This is a genomic window from Ralstonia sp. SET104, assembly GCF_003851545.1.
Classification (GTDB): Bacteria; Pseudomonadota; Gammaproteobacteria; order Burkholderiales; family Burkholderiaceae; genus Ralstonia.
The window spans coordinates 295,930-309,472 of the sequence record NZ_BHVX01000004.1 but is presented as its reverse complement, the minus strand read 5'-3'; the positions used below and the strand labels follow the sequence as shown (position 1 = coordinate 309,472).

The 13,543-nt window shown below is 64.5% G+C and carries 13 protein-coding genes; 4 read left to right on the top strand and 9 right to left on the bottom strand.

Annotation, left to right across the window (positions count from 1 at the left end; translation table 11 throughout):
* Positions 1 to 164: 164 nt before the first annotated feature.
* Positions 165 to 437 carry a hypothetical protein gene (locus PSUB009319_RS07900; protein ID WP_124381667.1) on the bottom strand — a complete coding sequence of 91 codons (273 nt, stop codon included), beginning with the start codon at positions 435 to 437 and terminating at the stop codon, positions 165 to 167.
* A gap of 407 nt (positions 438 to 844) precedes the next feature.
* On the opposite strand from PSUB009319_RS07900, the gene PSUB009319_RS07895 reads away from it, so the two are divergent.
* The gene (locus PSUB009319_RS07895) at positions 845 to 1,651 is read left to right on the top strand and encodes a hypothetical protein (RefSeq protein ID WP_124381666.1); all 807 of its coding nucleotides are present in this window, start codon (positions 845 to 847) and stop codon (positions 1,649 to 1,651) included.
* Positions 1,652 to 1,684: 33 nt separating this feature from the next.
* Here the strand turns inward: PSUB009319_RS07895 and PSUB009319_RS07890 are convergent, their stop codons facing one another.
* Both PSUB009319_RS07890 and PSUB009319_RS07885 read right to left on the bottom strand, forming a co-directional pair.
* Positions 1,685 to 2,488 carry a transporter substrate-binding domain-containing protein gene (locus PSUB009319_RS07890; protein ID WP_124381665.1) on the bottom strand — a complete coding sequence of 268 codons (804 nt, stop codon included), beginning with the start codon at positions 2,486 to 2,488 and terminating at the stop codon, positions 1,685 to 1,687.
* Between the two features lie 78 nt (positions 2,489 to 2,566).
* Positions 2,567 to 3,988 carry a M20 family metallopeptidase gene (locus PSUB009319_RS07885; RefSeq protein ID WP_124381664.1) on the bottom strand — a complete coding sequence of 474 codons (1,422 nt, stop codon included), beginning with the start codon at positions 3,986 to 3,988 and terminating at the stop codon, positions 2,567 to 2,569.
* A 227-nt stretch (positions 3,989 to 4,215) separates the two neighbouring features.
* Here PSUB009319_RS07885 and PSUB009319_RS07880 point away from each other — a divergent pair, with 227 nt between their 5' ends.
* A complete protein-coding gene (locus tag PSUB009319_RS07880; RefSeq protein WP_124381663.1) occupies positions 4,216 to 4,491 on the top strand; it encodes a hypothetical protein in 276 nt (91 codons plus the stop codon).
* A 27-nt stretch (positions 4,492 to 4,518) separates the two neighbouring features.
* Here PSUB009319_RS07880 and PSUB009319_RS07875 read toward each other — a convergent pair whose 3' ends face one another.
* From PSUB009319_RS07875 to PSUB009319_RS07860, 4 genes are all read right to left on the bottom strand, one after another.
* A complete protein-coding gene (locus tag PSUB009319_RS07875; protein WP_124381662.1) occupies positions 4,519 to 5,829 on the bottom strand; it encodes a HipA N-terminal domain-containing protein in 1,311 nt (436 codons plus the stop codon).
* A gap of 521 nt (positions 5,830 to 6,350) precedes the next feature.
* Entirely contained in the window at positions 6,351 to 7,283 is a 933-nt protein-coding gene (locus PSUB009319_RS07870; RefSeq protein ID WP_124381661.1) for a DMT family transporter, read from the bottom strand.
* A 61-nt stretch (positions 7,284 to 7,344) separates the two neighbouring features.
* Entirely contained in the window at positions 7,345 to 7,893 is a 549-nt protein-coding gene (locus PSUB009319_RS07865; protein ID WP_124381660.1) for a methylated-DNA--[protein]-cysteine S-methyltransferase, read from the bottom strand.
* A 13-nt stretch (positions 7,894 to 7,906) separates the two neighbouring features.
* Positions 7,907 to 9,382: a DNA-3-methyladenine glycosylase 2 family protein gene (locus PSUB009319_RS07860; RefSeq protein WP_124381659.1), complete on the bottom strand. Its 1,476-nt coding sequence runs from the start codon at positions 9,380 to 9,382 to the stop codon at positions 7,907 to 7,909.
* 138 nt (positions 9,383 to 9,520) lie between these two features.
* Here PSUB009319_RS07860 and PSUB009319_RS07855 point away from each other — a divergent pair, with 138 nt between their 5' ends.
* On the top strand, positions 9,521 to 10,267 hold the full coding sequence (locus PSUB009319_RS07855; protein WP_124381658.1) for an SDR family oxidoreductase: 747 nt from the start codon (positions 9,521 to 9,523) through the stop codon (positions 10,265 to 10,267).
* A gap of 78 nt (positions 10,268 to 10,345) precedes the next feature.
* On the opposite strand, the gene PSUB009319_RS07850 is transcribed toward PSUB009319_RS07855, so the two are convergent.
* A complete protein-coding gene (locus tag PSUB009319_RS07850) occupies positions 10,346 to 11,233 on the bottom strand; it encodes a neutral zinc metallopeptidase (RefSeq protein WP_124381657.1) in 888 nt (295 codons plus the stop codon).
* A gap of 316 nt (positions 11,234 to 11,549) precedes the next feature.
* Between PSUB009319_RS07850 and PSUB009319_RS07845 the strand changes: the two genes are divergently transcribed.
* Complete coding sequence (locus PSUB009319_RS07845) at positions 11,550 to 12,161, top strand: hypothetical protein (protein WP_124381656.1); 612 nt, start codon at positions 11,550 to 11,552, stop codon at positions 12,159 to 12,161.
* Between the two features lie 46 nt (positions 12,162 to 12,207).
* Here PSUB009319_RS07845 and PSUB009319_RS07840 read toward each other — a convergent pair whose 3' ends face one another.
* Positions 12,208 to 13,524, bottom strand: coding sequence for an MFS transporter (locus PSUB009319_RS07840; RefSeq protein WP_124381655.1), 1,317 nt, complete (start codon positions 13,522 to 13,524; stop codon positions 12,208 to 12,210).
* Positions 13,525 to 13,543: the final 19 nt, after the last annotated feature.

The following is a 13,543-nucleotide window of genomic DNA, read 5'->3' as shown; positions in this document are numbered from 1 at the left end:
CGCGACGAGGAATACTTCTTCCTCAAGATCCGCGCCGCCTTCCCCGGAATTCCTCGATGAACCAAAAAAAAGCGGCCAGAAGGCCGCCTCAGTAAGCCGGTGCCGGCGCCCACTGGGGGCACCCGGCATCGGGGAGGGAGAGTGATAACGGAGATGCGAACGAATTATTGGCCGTCGCTGAACGGGTCAGCCTTGCCGACCAAGGCACCGTCGGTGTACGGATCGGCCTTGCGCAGCGCGCCATCGGTGTACGGGTCTGCCTTGCGCACGGCGCCGTCGGTGTAGACGTCAGCCTTGCGGGCGCCGTCGGTGTACGGATCAGCCTTGGTCACGGCTTGGCCGTTGGTGTACGGGTCTTGGCTTTGCACGCCGGCGGCAAAGGCGGGAACGGCGGCAACAGCGATCAGGGAGGCGAGAATCAGGTTCTTGGTCTTCATGGTGAACTCCACAACAGGGGGTGAGCATTGCCGCAGCGCGGTTTTGCTGCGATGCGGTAACGCGATGGCATAAGCTTAGTCGTTGCCAGAAGGGTAAAAAAGCAGTTCTATAAAACGCTTTGTTCAAAAAATAAGAACAATTGTGGCGCCTCAAGCACCGCAAATCACACATAAGTCATTGAATTGAAATGGAAATGTGAGATGCGGGATAACCCTTAATGCGAAGGTGTGACGACGGGCGCGACGAAAAATTCCTGTCCTGTTCCGCTCCGATTGTTGCGTCGCGTTACAAACACGGGGATTCCCCACCCCATTTGCGGGGCATGTGACGGCTAAACATTCGGCGTGGATGGTCGTTGATGCAGGTACGGGCGGCGTTTTCCGCCCCTTGCAGCAGGAAGGTCATCATGTCCATCACCACCGCTTCCATCGCCCGTTTCGAGATCGATGGCCTGGCCTATCAGGCGAGGCTGTTTGCCATGCCGTTCCACGTGCCGGAAAACGGCCGCGTGCGCGCACATGCGATCGGGCGTCCGGACATGCCGTTCAGCGGCGTGCACGTGCTGGCCAATTGGTTGGAAGAGCGCGCGCTGCCCAAAGGCGTGGGCTTGGTGATGGCCGACCGCCTGTTCTCGCACGGCGCGGTGGAGCAATGGTCGGGTGCCGACGGCGCACGCGCGGCCAAGGTGCTGTCGCAAGTCGCGCTCGGCAGCAAGAGCAGCCACCGTCTGTGGCGCAACACGGTTGCAGGCGGTTTTCGTGACGAGACTGCGTTCTTCCTGGGCGCCGCCTTCGTGCAGACCGACGCCGCGGTCGATGACATCCGCCTGCTGGGCGACCTGGTTCCTGCCGCTGAATGGTCCAGCGTGGCCGATGCTGCCTCGACCATGATGGGTCTGCACCTGTATCGCCCGGACGAGCCGGAAACGCTGGTCGATTGCGCGCTGTTGGCGCCGTCCTGGACGGAAACCGCCGTGGAGCGCGCCGACGGCTACCGCGCGCTCACGCTGCTGCATTCCTTTACCGAAGACGACGAGGTCATCCACGTCGACATCGAACTACTGCCGCCGGGCCAGGTGGTGCTGCAGGTGGAGTCGTGTTCGACACGCTTTTCAGCGCGCTTCGACCCGGCGCTACTGGGCCGCGACATGACCGACGCGCTGCTGCGCGATGCGCTGGCTCTGCAACACGGCGATCCTGCCAGCCTGCACTGACCCAGGCGGACCAGCGCAGCCTCCTCCTTCTGCTTACTTGACCGGCGCGCTCCACGGATACGCCAGCCATGCATCAAAGCGCTTGGCGAATTCACCGCTTTCCGTCGTCTGCCGCAGCCACTGGTCGACGAAGTTCTTGAACACCACGTCGCGCGGCAGCAGGTAGGCTTTCTCCGAAAAATCGAACGGCGCTTCCGGGTGCACGGCGCACAACTCGGGGTGCAGCTTCTGCTGCAGCTTGGTCTCCACCGCATCGGTCATCATCAAGTCCGCGCGGCCCGCGACGATCTCGTTGAAGATCGTCACGTTGTCCGGATACACGCGAATCTGCGCCTGCTTCAGATGCTCACGCGCGAACTTTTCGTTGGTGCCGCCGGGATTGACCACGGCGCGCACATTCGGTTGGTCAATCTGCGCCAGCGTTTGGTACTTCGCTTGATTCTCGCAGCGCGTGATCGGCGTCTTGCCATCGCGCTGATACGGAATTGAATAGAACGCCTTCTTTTGCCGCTCCAGCGTGACCGACACCCCGCTCATGGCGATGTCGTAGCGGTCGGCCGCAAAGTCCTGCATCAGCGTCGACCACGTGGTGGGCACGATTTCCAGCTTTACGCCCAGCGCTTTGGCCAGACGCTCGCCCATCTCGACGTCCAGGCCGATGAAGTGGCCATCGGCGGGGTTCTTGTAGGTGAAGGGCTTGTAATCGCCGGTGGTGCCAACGCGCAGCGTGCCGCGCGCGATGATTTCGTCGAGCCGGTTGGTGGTTTGCGCCAAAGCCGGCGCTGCAAGGCTGGCGCACAGCACGAACGCGCTGGCGCGGATGAAGTGGTTGAACATGAGCATCCCCGTCTGTAAGCAAAGCAAAAAGGCGCGGCCGCCGCAGCGCCGCGCCCCTGAGTCACGGCCGTCTGCCGATTATTCTCCAGCCGATTGCGCGGCCGCCTTGTGCCATTGCAGCGCATTGAGCACCGCCAGCGACATTGCCGTCACGCCCGTCTTGATGGATGGCTCCGGCACTGGCGCAAACAGCGGCGAGTGATTGGTCGGCAGCGGCTTGGCGCCCGGCTTGAGCGAGGCCATGAACGTTTGCGGATCATTCACGCCGATGAAGAAGAACATTGACGGGATGCCCGCGTCAACAAACGCCGAGAAATCCTCACTCGCCGTAATTGGCGGCACGCGCAGCACGCGGTCATTGCCGAAGGCGGTCTTGAACATCGCCTCGGTGCGTGCCACCACGGTCGGGTCGTTGTTGACGGCCTTGCCGCCCTCGGTGATCTTGATCTCGGCATCTGGCGCGCCCGACATCTCCGTCACTGCCTTGGCTGTGCGGCGGATGCCGTCGAGCATCTTCTGGCGCACCACCGGCTTGTACGAACGGATCGTCCCGCGCAGCAGCACGCTGTCGGGGATGATGTTCTCGGCGCTGCCGCCCTGGATGGCGCCAATGCTCACCACACCGAATTCCTGCGGATCTTTCTCGCGGCTGATCACGCTTTGCAGATCCACCACGAAGCGCGCGGCCATCATCACCGGGTCGATGGTCTTGTCAGGCGCCGAGCCGTGGCCGCCGCGGCCCCTGAAGGTGATCTCCAGCCCGTCGGAGTTGGACGTGATGGGGCCGCTGTTGAAGAAGATCGAACCATACGGCCCCGGACCGGTATGCAGCGCAAATGCATAGTCGGGCCTGGGGAAGCGCTTGAAGAATCCGTCGTCGATCATGCTCTGCGCGCCGGACACAGCTTCTTCCGCCGGCTGCGCCACGAACACCAGCGTGCCGTGCCAGCGGTCCTTGAGCGACACCAGCGTCTTGGCCGTGCCAACCCATGACGCCATGTGCACGTCGTGCCCGCAGCTGTGCGCCACGCCCACGTCTTCGCCGCGCCATTTGGTGTGCAGGTGGCTGGCGTAAGGCAGGCCGGTTTTCTCTTCCATCGGCAGCGCGTCGAGTTCCGTGCGCACCAGGATCGTGGGGCCCGTGCCGTTGCGATACACAGCCACCACACCGGTCTTGCCCACGTGCTCCGTCACGTCAAAGCCGATCTTGCGCATCTGCTCAGCCAGCTTGGCGGCGGTGCGCGTTTCCTGGAACGCCAGTTCGGGATGCGCATGGATGTCTTTGTAGAGCGAATCGAGCTGACCGTACTCGGCATTGACCGCAGCATCCACCGCCGGTTTTATCTGCGCCACGTCGATCCCGCCGGGCGTGGCCGCCGCAGCCTGCGCCGATGCGGTGCTGCCAGCGTTGAGCGGAATCTGCGCGAACGCCGGCAAGGCTGCACTGGCTAACAGCCAGGCCAGCGCAGTACGTTTCAACCGGATCGGCGGGGTGATCATGGGTATCTCCTGTCGTTGTGGTGTCGTCAACAAAGTCGTTGCTTCGTCAATCGATTCGATTATGCAACGTGATTCACAGCCTGTGCACCCGGGGCCATCCCCAAGTCGATCCGTGCAGGGCAAGCGCAAACGCCTTCCCGGGACGAGCGTCATGCTTGGCACTCGATAGGCGCTTTCCTAGACTGGGTCAGGTGTGTTGTTTCAGTGAATCGAACCTCGAAACGCGGATGAATCCGACGACATCCTGTCTACAGCTGGCGTTTCGCGATGCCCCGCCTGGGGAGGCGGCGATTCGTGCGGCGCTGGAAGCCGCGCAGCGGGTGCTTGAGCGCAGCGGTGTATCGCCGCGCGCGGCCTTTGCGGCCTACCAGGCCTTCGCCAGTGGAACGGGGAGCCCCGACACTCTGGCGCTTGCATTCGCGCGGGCGGAAGCCGAGGCCATGGATACGCTGGCCGCGCACGGCTATGCACGTTACGGCTCGGTCAGCCTGGCCGCGCTCTAGCCTCGCGTTTCAGTTTCAGCTTCAGTTTCAGGCTTCGGCAGTCTTGCCGCCCAGCCGCCGAGCCGTCTCGGATACATGGCGGTGGATGCGCGCGAGGAAGTCGATCTCCGCCGCGCGTGTTGGCGAATGCCCCAGTGCCTGCGAGAGATGTGTCGCCACAAACGACGATTGCGGTGCCAGCATGCTGATCAGGCGCAGCAACTCACGGCGCGCCTGGCTGGCGTCATAGCCGAGGTGATCGGCCAGGGCGAGCAGGGCGTCCTGATCGATGGCGTCGTAGCGGGCTTGTGCATCCGGCGACAGTTCATCGGCGTTCCATTCGTTGGCGTAGACCGCAGCGCAGAAGAGGTGATCGTGCGCAGCCAGCCGGACGCCATCCGCACCGATGTGGAAATGCAGCGTGCCCGCCGAGGCATTGCGACCGCCGATCAGCAGACAGAACACCATCCAGCGGAACAGTGCGGCCGTGGCGGAAGCGGGGTCCGCGCACAGGCTGGCGCATTGCGCGACTTGCTCGACGGTGATCGGCAGGAAGCGGTACCTGGGCGAGAGCCCCAGCAACTGCACTGCCGAGACGACGTAGCGGGCCTGCACGAGCGCGGTGTCGTCGCTCTTGCAGCGCAGGGTGCGATCGAGGCGCTGCACCACGGCAGCGGTTTCCGGAAACTGGCGCAAGCCGATGAACGGCGTGTCCAACCCGATGCTGCGGCCAAGCAGTGTGGCCCAGCAGTGGTTGATGGTGGCGTAGGGCAGGTGCGCGCCTTCGCCCAGATCCAACCGCACGAAGTGGCTCGATTGTGCGGCATTCGCTGGCGCAGAAAACCGGCCAAGCCACATCGACACCGGCAAGCCATTCGAGGCCAGGAAAGGCAGGCTGATTTCTTCGGACACCGCTGCAGCATCGGTGCCGTAGCGCGCGCGAGGTTCAGCCACGCGCAGGGGCGTGCTGCGGGGCGGGCGGGCGACGGTTTGCTGGAACTGCAGCACGAGATCGCGTTCGGACAGCCCGTCGGCGCGGCCGCTGCACGGCTTGAGGCCGATGGGCACCAGGGTCAGCGGGCCATCCAGATGCGGCGCCGCTTGCGCGAGATGCTCCAGCGCGGCGGCGGCAGGCTTGGGCGTGTTGCGTGCCAATTGGGGCAGCAGGTATTCAAAGAAGTGGCGTACCGGCTGGTCTTTTGCCGTGTCGGCGATGTTGCCGACGGTGCGTGGCAGGTGTGGGCTCAGATCAAAGCCCTGCGACGAAGTCTGCCAGCGAGCATCGTATTCGAACGCCCAACCGCTGCGGCCGCACGATAGCTGACCGATCAGATGCTTATTCAGGTAGACGTCCAGCATGCGCGTATCCAACGTATTTGATGGAGCGTGCGTAGTCGGCTGTGCAGCGGGGAACCCGCCGGCAATTGGGAGTTTCAACTGCCTTGCAGCAATCGGTTATTCCCTTGCACGCCCCTCATCGACCGATGGCGAGCATAACAAAGAAAATCTGCTTCCCAATCAGGGAATTCCGATTTCGATGATGCAACTTTCTCAAATCGGATTATCGGATCGTTAAGATCGAGTGCAGGTTGGCCGATGTCTATGGTGTCTACTTCAGTTTTGCAGATTGGTTAAATCTGTCTGCAGAGCCAATATTGGCGGCGTTGAATAAATTTCAGAAGCACAGAGGTGGCGGGTATTTATTGCAAATCGATGATTTATCACGAGAACGCCAGCACTTGGTCGGGCTGCGCGAATGGAGGCGAAAGCGCATTGCATTGCATTGCGGACCAGCGCATGCACGCATTTAAGTGTTGGCTTCAAGGGATTTTCGGCCGGACACGGCAAGCCTTGACCCGCCGAGGCGCTAACCTGGACGTTTAGCGGTCGGAGCGCAAAAGCGAATCTTTCTCATTTGCTGCGGCCGTTGCACTCGCGCCGGCTTTTTTTCCCGGGGTGAACACGCCAGTCGACAGCGACGTACCGAACAGGATCACCGCGCAGCCGATCACCATATTGAGTGTCAGCGCTTCGCCCAGAAACAGGATGCCCCATAGCACGCCGAACACCGGGATCAGGAAGGTGACAGACACCGCGCGCGTTGGCCCCACATGCGCGATGAGGCGGAAGAAGAGGATATAGGCGACGCCCGTGCACGCGATGCCCAGGGCGATGACATGCAGCCACACGTTGCCGGTGGGCGTTTGCGCGGGCCACAGCCAGTAGGCCAGCGGCGCGAGCCCGATGGCAGCGGCCAACTGGCTGCCCGTCGCCACGGCCAGCGGTGGTACGCCGGTCAGGAAACGCTTGGTGTAGCCGCTGGCTACGCCGTACAGCACGGTGGCCGAGAGCGCCGCGGCCACCGCCAGGCTGCCCTGTTTTGCATCGATGACCGACGACCCACCCACCAGCACGATCACGCCGATAAAACCGATCGCCAATCCCAGCACGCGCAACGGCGACATACGATCGCCCAACCACGTGAATGCCACGATGGCAGCAAACAACGGCGCCGCTGCATTGAGCACTGAGGCGAAGCCCGCTGTGAGCGTGAGTTCAGCGTAGGCAAACAGGCAGAACGGGATGGCCGAGTTCAGCACGCCCACCGCCAGCAGATGCGGCCAATGCGTGCGCAGCGCCCCCATGCCGCCGCGCCAGATCAGCATCGGGACGAGGAAGCACGAGGCGATGGCCACCCGCAACGCAATCAGCGCAACCGGCCCAAACGGCGGCGCAGCCACGCGCATGAACAGGAATGAGCCGCCCCATAGGGCAGCCAGCGTCAGGAGTTCGAGCACATCGGAGCGGCGCATGAAGGTTGTCTCGTGATCGTTGTTGGAGTGGCGTGCGCGCATTGTCCGCGCGATTGGCGTTTTATGCAGGCAGAAGGGCCAGTGAGCCTTGGCGATCCTCGTCCGGCATGGGCAGGCGTTCGCCAACCTGCGCGGGATGCCCTTCGAGCCGGAGCAGCGCGGCCTTGCGCGGCAGGCCGCCGGCGTAGCCTGTGAGCGCGCCATCCGCGCCGACCACACGATGGCACGGGATGGCGATCGAGATCGGGTTGCGGCCGACAGCGGTGCCCACGGCGCGCGCATGTTCACGCGTGAGCCCGAGGCGCGCAGTGATCTGGCCGTAGGTGGTGCGACTGCCGAACGCGATGTCGCACAGCAGGCGCCAGACGTCTTGCTGGAATGGCGTGCCCTCGGGCGCCATCGGCAGATCAAAGTCGTGCAGCTTGTTGGCAAAGTACGCGGTGAATTGCGCCTGCGCCTCGCGGATGACTGCCACGTCTGCGCCCGGCACCATGCGCGCGGCGTTCGCGGGAATCGTCTTCTGGCCGGGGAAGAACGCGCCGGTCAGGTGGGTGTCGGTGGCGGTCAGCAGCAGATCACCGAGCGGACAAGCAAAGGTGTGGCGATACATGGAGGTCAACGCGTTAGCTCGATACAGGCAGGGTGGGCGCGTCTTCGCGGTGCCAGAGATGCATGGCGGCATAGGCACGCCATGGGGCCCACGGTTCAGCGTGTTCGACCATGGCGCGGCGTGTGGGCAGCGCGCCGTCGCCATCCGCCAGCCGTTTGCGCAAGACGTAATCGCCCAGCGGGAATGCATTGGGCCAGCCGAGCGCCCGCATGGCGATGTATTGCGCCGTCCATTCGCCCACACCGGGCAGCGCTTGCAAGGCCGCCAGCGTGGGCGCAAGCGGCACCAGGGGCTCGAGCCGCAGGGTGCCGGCGTCGATGGCACGGGCGAGTTCGACCACGGTGGCGGCGCGGCTGGCTTGCAGCCCGGTTTGCGCGGACAGCCCTTGCGGATCGATTTTTGCCAGCGCAGCAGCGGCCGGAAACGTCATCGACAGCCCTTCGCGTGACTGCGATAGCGGCACGCCATAGGCGGCAATCAGGCGCCCGAGAATGCGCCGCGCCTGCACCAGCGAGATGACTTGTCCGGCGATGGCGCGCACGGCAATCTCGAAGCCATCCACGGCGCCGGGCACACGCAGGCCCGGCGTCTTGGTGGCAAGTGTGCCGAGATGCGCATCCACCAGATCGGGCCGACAGTCGAGATCGAACAGCCGCCGCGCGCGGGCCAGCACGGGCGGCATGGCGTGCAGCAGGCTGGGCGACAGCGTGAGCGCCACGGCGTGGCGTTGCGGCACATTGCGTGCGTGCAGCCAGCCGGTGTGCCGCGCGCCTGCATAGTCGACCGTGATCGTGCGTGCGTAGCTGTCGGCATCGACCACCTCCACGCTCTCGACTGCACGGGCGCGCAGAAACGCAAGCAGCGCGTGCCACGCAAACGGCGGGCGGTAGCCGAGCATGAGCGTTGGGCCGTCTTCGGTGCGTGCGGCGGCTGTGCGAGAACGCAAGCGTGTTGGCGCAAAACCGTAGTGCTCGGTAAAGCCGCTGTTCAAGCGCCGCACACTGCCAAAGCCAGCAGCAAAGGCGACGTCGCCGACGGGCATGGCGGTATCCGTCAGCAGTTGCTTGGCCAGCAGCAGGCGCTGCGTTTGTGCGTATTCGATGGGCGAGACGTCGAACTCCGCGCGGAAGATGCGACGCAGGTGGCGGTCGGTCACGCCCACGGCGGCAGCCAGTGCGGCCAGGTCATGCTCTTGCAGAAAGCCCTCGTCGATCATGCGGGCGGCGGCGCGTGCGAGGCTCGACGACATTTCGGCCAGGCTGTGCCCCGGTGCCAGTTCCGGCCGGCAACGCAGGCAGGGGCGAAAACCCGCGCGCTCTGCGGCGGCGGCTGTGGTGAAGAAGCGGCAGTTCTTTTCCAGCGGCGTGCGGACCGCGCAGACGGGGCGGCAATATACGCCGGTGGAAGTCACACCGACGAAGAACCAGCCGTCAAAGCGCCGGTCGCGCGATTGCACGGCGTGGTAGCAGGCGTTGTGGTCGAGGTGCATGGTGGTGATCGAGGAGCCTGGCAGCTAGTCTAGCCCTGTCGGGTCGCATGGGTTCGCCGGATTCGGACACATCCCTCAATGCCAAAAAATCGGCACCTCGGCACAATTGCGAACACAACAACACATCGGGAGACTGGCATGTCCAAGACCATTGTCATTACCGGCGGGGGCCGGGGTATCGGCCGCGCGACGGCGGTGCTGTGTGCGCAACGCGGCTGGTCTGTCGCGCTGCAATATCGTGGCAACCGGCAGGCGGCGGAAGAGACGGTTGGGCTCATCGAACAGGGCGGTGGCCATGCGCTGGCGGTGCAAGGCGATGTGTCGAACGACGAAGACGTCATTGCCCTCTTTGAGGCGGCCGCGGGGCGCTTCGGCGCGCTGCACGGTGTGGTCAACAACGCGGGCATCGTGGCCGAGGCGCAGGACGTGGCTGACATGACGACGCATCGCCTGCGCACGATGTTCGAGACCAATGTGCTGGGCGCCTTCCTGGTAGCGCGCGAGGCGGCACGGCGGCTATCAACGTCGCGCGGTGGCGTGGGCGGGTCGGTGGTGAATGTGTCGTCGGCAGCGTCGCGGCTGGGTTCGCCGCACGAATATGTCGATTACGCTGCGTCCAAGGGTGCCGTCGACACGATGACATTGGGTTTGGCGCGCGAGTTGGCGCGCGATGGCGTGCGCGTCAATGCCGTGCGCCCCGGCCTGATCGAGACTGACATCCATGCTTCAGGCGGCCAGCCCGACCGCGCTCAGCGCCTGGGCAGCGCCACGCCGATGGGTCGGCCCGGCACGCCGCAGGAAGTGGCCGAGACCATCGTCTGGCTGCTCTCCGACGCGGCATCGTACGTAACGGGCGCGCTGCTGGATTGCTCGGGCGGGCGTTAGCGCCCGCTTACAAGCCCAGCGATTGAGTTACCCGCCCCCCCAAATTGAGGACGTGTTCCATCTGACTATGCTTGCGGACTAAGCATCCGCCCCCGCGCGGAAGGTATCGCACTGACGGAGATCGCCGCCATCAAAGCCTTGGCGGAACCAGTGCATGCGCTGCTCGGACGAACCGTGCGTGAAGGCGTCGGGCGTGACGCTGCGGCCCGCGTTGCGCTGCAGGGTGTCGTCGCCAATGGCGTGCGCGGCGGTCAGCGCTTGCTCAAGATCACCGCGCTCGAGCAGGCCGCGCTGCTGCGCATAGTGTCCCCACACGCCGGCCAGGCAATCGGCCTGCAACTCCAGCCTGACCGACAGCGCATTGGCCGCCGCCTGCGATTTGCCGGCCTGCGCGCGGCTGACCTTTTCCGACACGCCCAGCAGGCTCTGCACGTGGTGCCCGACCTCGTGCGCGACGACGTACGCGGCGGCAAAGTCGCCCGGGGCGCCAAACTTGCGGCGCAGTTCATCAAAGAAGCCGAGGTCGAGATAGACCTTGGTGTCAGCCGGGCAATAGAACGGGCCGACGGCAGAGCTGGCGTCACCGCAGCCCGAGCGGATGCCCTGGCGGAACAGCACCAGCTTGGGCGGCTGGTACGCGCGGCCGGCCTGCTTGAACAGTTGCGTCCACGTGTCTTCGGTGTCGCCCAGCACGTGCGAGACCAATTGTTTGCTGCGGTCGTTGTCGGTCTCGCCGGTGGGGCGGGCCGGGCTGTGCGGCGCGGATTGCGTCGGCGTGTTCTGCGACACCTGCATCACCATGCCAAGGATTTCCAGCGGGTTCTTACCCATCAGTAAGCCGACCACGGCAACGATTGCGATGCCGCCGATGCCCAGCCGCATGCCGCCGCCACCGAAGCCGCCGCCGCCCGAGGATGCGCGCTCATCCTCGACGTTGTTGCTTTCGCGCATGTCATCCCAACGCACGGTGTTCTCCTTGAGGGACGGTGAGGCCAGTAGGGCAGGGGAGCCCGGGCGTCACACCCAGTAAACTTTGCAAAGTCTACCTGCTGTGCGTACGTATGGGCATGTCGCGGCGCTGCCGAATCGTCTGCATTCAGAACTGCTGCAAGTCTCGACAAGGCGCGGCGGCGGTTTGCGGCACCGCACAAAGTCCGGCAGGAAACTTGCTAGCCAAGGCTGCTCATCCTCCGTTCAGCTGTCACACAGGTGACATGCGGCGGTTTCCGAATAATGATCGGCTGAAGATGAGACTGCCGATCCATGACCTCGAGTTTTCACCATGCGCTTGCCCGCTTCCACCACTGCTCAACCGCCGGATGTCACCGAATCGTCGCGTCTGTCGTCGCATCCGGGCGCTGTCCATGTTGATCCGACCGGCGTGTCGGACGTGGAGCCGACCGCCGGCGAGCGAAAGTCGTGGTGGGGGCGCATGTCGAGTGCGGTGGCAGACAGCGCATTCAGCAGTGTTGCGACTGCATTGATTGTCGTGACGGGGGCGATTTACGTGGGGATGTACCACGCGCCATGGGTAAAGAGTCTGGCCAGCCATACGCCGACGACCGCTCAGGCTGGCGATGCAATGAGCGTGGCCATGGCTGCGACGCCCGCCAACGCCGCCACGCCGGCGCAGACGCCTGCTCCTGCTCCTGCGCCGGCCGCTGCTGCCGCACAGCAACCGGCCTCGCCCGACCGCGTGGCCGCCGCGCGTGACCGGATGGAGCAGCGGGTCTACTCGCAAATGCAGCAGCCCCGCGCCCGCACCGTGGCCGAACGCGAGACCCTTGAAGACAACGGCGCGCCAGCCCCGAGTAACGCGCGTCGCCATCATCGCGGCGCGCGCTACACGCGCCATGGCGCGCCGTACAGCGGGGCCTGGTACAAGGGCGCTTGAGCGCCACGCCGAGGGGCCTGATGCGGCGTAAAGAGAGCGCAAAGGCTCAGGCGGCGTGCCCTTGTTTGCGACGGCGCAGTGCGATCACCGTCAGCGAGATGCCGCTCACTGCGGCCGCCGTCAGCACGTAATAGCTTGGTGCCAGCGTATCGCCCGTTGTGTGGATCAGCCACGTGACGATGAACGGCGCGAACCCGCCGAACAGCGTCACGCCCAGGCTGTAGCCGAGCGACAGGCCGGTCGAGCGCACGCGCGTGTGAAAGATCTCCGACATCAGCGCCGGCATCGGGCCTGAATACGCGGCCTTGAAGATGCCCGACACGGCTTGCAGAGCCAGCAATGCACCGATGGTCGGATGCGCACGCAACAGCGCGAACATCGGATAGATCAGCAGGATCATCAGCACCGACGTAGTGAGCATGATGCGGATGCGCCCGATGCGATCCGACAGCGCGCCCATTACCGGAGACAGCAGGAACTGCAGCCCACCGTTGAGCACCACGACCGCGAACGACTGCGCGGCCGGCAGATGCAGTTGTTTGACGGCATACGTAGGCATGTAGAGCTGCAACACGTACACCGACACCGTGGACTGCGCCACCACGCCCACCGCCAGCAGCAGGTTGGTCCACTGTGCCTTGAACGAAGCCTGCGGGTCGACGGTGGTCTTCTTCTGCTCGGCGACGAACTCGGGCGTTTCGTCCAGATGGCGGCGGATGTAGAAACCGACCGGGCCCACCAGCAAACCGAAGATGAACGGCAGCCGCCAGCCCCAGCCTTCCAGATCTGCCGGTGTAAGCGATGCTGTCAGCAGCGCCCCCAGCCCTGCCGCGAGAATGGTGGCAATACCCTGGCTGGCGAACTGCCAGCTTGCGTAGTACCCACGCCCGCGCGTGCTGTGCTCAACCATAAACGCCGTCGCACTGCCAAACTCACCGCCCACCGCAAAGCCCTGCACCAAGCGCGCGAGCAGGATGATGACCGGCGCGACGATCCCGATTTTCGAATAGCTCGGCATCACGGCAATCGCCAGCGTGCCGACAATCATCAACAGGATCGACAGCGTGAGCGCGGCCTTGCGCCCCTTCCTGTCGGCATACGTGCCGAGCACGATCGCGCCCACCGGCCGTGTGATGAATGACACACCAAAACTGCCCACCGCAAACAGCAGCGATACCCACTCGTCATCCGCCGGAAAGAACAGCTTGCCGATGATGGACGCGAAGAAGCCGTAGACGAGAAAGTCGTACCACTCCAGCGCATTGCCGATCGACGACGAAATGACGATGCGGCGCGCGTGCGCGGCACGCGTTGTTGCAGGACGAGCAGGTGCAGCAGAGCCTGCCGCAGATGGGGCGGTCATGATGAGGTTCCTTTGGTGT

Excerpts from the sequence above, each read along its gene's own strand:
- PSUB009319_RS07900 (WP_124381667.1), bottom strand. The coding sequence starts at position 437 with ATGAAGACCAAGAACCTGATTCTCGCCTCCCTGATCGCTGTTGCCGCC.
- PSUB009319_RS07895 (WP_124381666.1), top strand. The coding sequence starts at position 845 with ATGTCCATCACCACCGCTTCCATCGCCCGTTTCGAGATCGATGGCCTG.
- PSUB009319_RS07890 (WP_124381665.1), bottom strand. The coding sequence starts at position 2,488 with ATGTTCAACCACTTCATCCGCGCCAGCGCGTTCGTGCTGTGCGCCAGC.
- PSUB009319_RS07885 (WP_124381664.1), bottom strand. The coding sequence starts at position 3,988 with ATGATCACCCCGCCGATCCGGTTGAAACGTACTGCGCTGGCCTGGCTG.
- PSUB009319_RS07880 (WP_124381663.1), top strand. The coding sequence starts at position 4,216 with ATGAATCCGACGACATCCTGTCTACAGCTGGCGTTTCGCGATGCCCCG.
- PSUB009319_RS07875 (WP_124381662.1), bottom strand. The coding sequence starts at position 5,829 with ATGCTGGACGTCTACCTGAATAAGCATCTGATCGGTCAGCTATCGTGC.
- PSUB009319_RS07870 (WP_124381661.1), bottom strand. The coding sequence starts at position 7,283 with ATGCGCCGCTCCGATGTGCTCGAACTCCTGACGCTGGCTGCCCTATGG.
- PSUB009319_RS07865 (WP_124381660.1), bottom strand. The coding sequence starts at position 7,893 with ATGTATCGCCACACCTTTGCTTGTCCGCTCGGTGATCTGCTGCTGACC.
- PSUB009319_RS07860 (WP_124381659.1), bottom strand. The coding sequence starts at position 9,382 with ATGCACCTCGACCACAACGCCTGCTACCACGCCGTGCAATCGCGCGAC.
- PSUB009319_RS07855 (WP_124381658.1), top strand. The coding sequence starts at position 9,521 with ATGTCCAAGACCATTGTCATTACCGGCGGGGGCCGGGGTATCGGCCGC.
- PSUB009319_RS07845 (WP_124381656.1), top strand. The coding sequence starts at position 11,550 with ATGCGCTTGCCCGCTTCCACCACTGCTCAACCGCCGGATGTCACCGAA.
- PSUB009319_RS07840 (WP_124381655.1), bottom strand. The coding sequence starts at position 13,524 with ATGACCGCCCCATCTGCGGCAGGCTCTGCTGCACCTGCTCGTCCTGCA.